Below are 3,497 nucleotides of genomic sequence, written 5' to 3'. Positions count from 1 at the left end.
AAATTAGATATAGACCGATGTTGTATATTTAACAAATGGATGGTTAATATGAAAAAGAAATTTTCAGTATCATTACTTTCTCTGTGTATCGGGTTATCATCAGCCGTAACATTCTCCGCTGATGCCCGAGATATCACAATCTATTACACCAATGATTTACATGCCCACGTCTCTCCAGAAATTATTCCTTATGTGTCTAAAACCCGTGAAGTTGGTGGGTTTGCGCCCATTTCGAAAATTGTTAAAGATGCAAAAGCCAAAGAAAAAGATGTTTTTTTCTTTGACGCTGGTGACTATTTTACTGGACCGTATATCAGCACCTTAACCAAAGGTGAAGCCATTATCGATATACTGAATACTATGCCCTATGATGCCGTCTCAGTAGGGAACCATGAATTTGATCACGGGCATGAGAATTTGGTCACACAACTCAGCAAACTTAAATTTCCGGTGCTGCTCGACAACGTTTTTTACAGCGGAACGGAAAACCCGTTGATTAAAACACCGTATACCATCGTCGAAAAAGATGGCTTAAAAATTGGTGTTATTGGTATGCACGGTGTTTCCGCGTTTTATGAAGCGATTGCAGCAGGTGTACGTGAAGGTGTGGACTGCCGGGATCCTGTTCCTTATGTGAAAAAACAGCTGGAAGAGTTAAAGGGAAAAGTTGACCTCACTGTGCTTCTTGCGCATGAAGGCGTCCCAGGCCGCCAGTCCAGTGGTGGTGATGATGATGTTGCTCGCGCGCTGAAGACCGATGTTGAAATGGCTAAAACGCTTGAAGGTTACGGGTTGAACGTGCTTATCACCGGTCACGCTCATAAGGGTACACCGGAGCCGATTAAAGTCGGAGATACGCTTGTCGTCTCTACTGATGCCTATACGATTGAATTAGGTAAGCTGGTACTTGACTGGAACCCTGAAACGAAAAAAGTGGATAGCTACAACGGCAAACTCATCACGATGTATGCAGATACCTACAAACCCGATCCACAAACACAAGCGAAAATTGATGAGTGGAATAATAAGGTTAAGGCCATTACTGACCGCGTCGTTGCCCACTCACCGGAAATTCTGACCCGCTCCTATGGTGAATCAGCAACGACAGGTAACTTAATAACCGATGCATTGTTGTATAAAGTGCCTTACGCCGATGCTGCCTTCTATAATGCTGGCGGTATTCGTTCCGAACTACCAAAAGGCAATATTACCTATGGTGATGTATTGAGCATGTACCCATTTACCAATGATGTGATGAGCATGGATATCAGCGGCAAAGATCTGAAAGCCATTATGTCTCATGCGGCCGATCTGAAAAATGGTATTCTGCATGCTTCTAAGACCGTACAATTCAAATATGACAGTACGAAACCGCAAGGCCAGCGCATTGTTGAATTCAATATTAAAGGCAAGCCGGTAGAAGACAATAAATACTACTCTGTTGCGCTCGACTCATTCATTGGTAAAGGCGGTGGTGGGTTTACCTTCACCAAGGGTAAAAATGTCAAATATATCAAGGGACTGCAAACTGCTCAGGCAATTGTTGATTACATGGAACATGTCAACAACATTACACCTGATCACACCATGCGTGTCGATGATATTAGCAAGTAGTGACTTAGCCTCAAATAGTTAAACATCATGCGGCCATAAAATGGCCGCATTTTCTATACCTAATTAAAAGAGTGGCAATTTATAAACTCTGAATGCTGAGATATCATAGCGATAATCATCCCCATTGACTTCAGCATTCTTATAATAGCCCGATGTTACGGTTGCCTCGAACAGCAGTTGTTTGGTTTCCTTATTGATTTCTTGCAGTACCAGCATACCCAGTGCCTGACTACCATCCAGCGGATCTACAATATCACTATATCCTGGCTGGGCGGATAAAGGGCGACCATTTTCATCCATAGTGCTTGCGCCAAAATGGATGACCAGATTACCATTACTGAGTAAATGCTTGGCACTGACAAAACTGCTATATCCCCGGCTTCCCACCTCTTCTTTACCATATTCATACGAACGTGATACCGTCATTGTATTCAGATCGATTCTAAACTGAACCACCCGGCTAAAATTATCAATCGGTAGCAAACTTTTGGCATCATCCCGGGAACGGTAATTTCCATTGTCAAACACTAAGAACTCCAGAATACCACTCTCTGTATTTGGGATTTCAACGATATTATGCTGACCCCATGTCCAGAAATCACTGTTCGCTGAATCAATTCCTTCCTGAGTAGAAAAATCAAACAACGGATTACCTGATTCATCAACTGGGGTAAGTAGATATTCTTCAAAGTCAGAGGCCCAGTCCTCGTGATCTGCCATAATAAAGCGCAATTGCCCCGACTCAACATCAACCCCAAAAACAGAACTTTGGTGGCGCCCGGATGAAACCAGCAAATTGTTCGTCGTATTAATATAGCTTTGGTTGATATGCAACCAATCATCCATCGTCACAGATTGGCCTGGCGCACTTCCCGATGGGCGTGGAGAACGTGAATAGTCCATCACTTTCAACATATCATAATAAGCGACTTCAAGTCCGGTAGTCAGATCGATAATGGAAACACCATCCTTGCCTGTTGAATAATCGTCAGGGCGTCCATTGGTATACTCCGAGGGAGCAATAGCAAGATTGTTCTCTAATGGCAGAATAGAGTGATGAAACTCATTATCAAGCAGATAGACCGTATACACTCGTCCCATTACATCAAATTCATACATGTCCAGACAATGATTGATACCCTGTGATGTCGCCAGAAAATGTCCATTGTCCATTCGAACAAAATTGTAGGAAGGAATCTCCTGAGAAACATACCAACGAACGATACCATATTGGTCAAATGCCAGATTGTAACGGTCAAAATACGTAGAGAAATAAAGGCCATCAGCTACTAATGAAGATTCATCAACGGCTTTGGTTACAGTAATAACCGGGAAGCCAAGAGTAATATCCGCAGAATCCGATGGCGGTAATGCTGCAGGCGTTACCGTGTATTGCCCTACAATCTGCGTGCCGGAGATCAAGGTAACGATATTATCTTCGCCAGCAACTAACCCCGAAACAGGAACCAGGTTAGCGCCAGTTTGCATGCTGTATGTCCATGAGACGGCAACGGTGCTCTCCTTACTATCCTGAACAGTAACCGTTATATCTTCATTCAGTGCCCCCCATATCCCTAAATAAAGACTTAAAGGCGCAGTTCCATAAGGATCTAAAGTAATTAACGGATTCTCATAGCTATCCGCGTCCGTCACTGCCGCGAGCAGACTTTGATAGATTGCATTATGTGAAAGTACCATCGCATTATCAACGTCAATTTGTTGGTTAATGGGTGTGCGAGGAGCTGGCTGGCTGATAGATAACTTATTGATGTTCATATTTCCACCTTTCCATAAAATAGTATTCATTTCTTGTCAGCAACATAATACCGACGTTTCAAAAATAATAAGATAGAAACCGTGGCACAAATAAATAACAATAAAAT

The 3,497-nt window shown here is 42.8% G+C and carries 2 protein-coding genes; one reads left to right on the top strand and one right to left on the bottom strand.

The annotated features are described in order from the left end of the window. The first annotated feature begins 39 nt into the window (after positions 1–39). Positions 40–1,614 carry a bifunctional metallophosphatase/5'-nucleotidase gene (locus tag NNN64_RS22570; protein WP_271442852.1) on the top strand — a complete coding sequence of 525 codons (1,575 nt, stop codon included), beginning with the start codon at positions 40–42 and terminating at the stop codon, positions 1,612–1,614. Between the two features lie 63 nt (positions 1,615–1,677). On the opposite strand, the gene NNN64_RS22565 is transcribed toward NNN64_RS22570, so the two are convergent. Beyond that, positions 1,678–3,390 carry an aryl-sulfate sulfotransferase gene (locus NNN64_RS22565; RefSeq protein WP_271442851.1) on the bottom strand — a complete coding sequence of 571 codons (1,713 nt, stop codon included), beginning with the start codon at positions 3,388–3,390 and terminating at the stop codon, positions 1,678–1,680. Between the last annotated feature and the right edge of the window lie 107 nt (positions 3,391–3,497).

It is taken from the genome of Citrobacter sp. Igbk 14 (genome assembly GCF_028069825.1).
In the GTDB taxonomy this organism is placed as follows: domain Bacteria; phylum Pseudomonadota; class Gammaproteobacteria; order Enterobacterales; family Enterobacteriaceae; genus Citrobacter.
The sequence above is the reverse complement of the archived record's forward strand: the minus strand, read 5'-3'. Positions and strand labels throughout refer to the sequence as shown.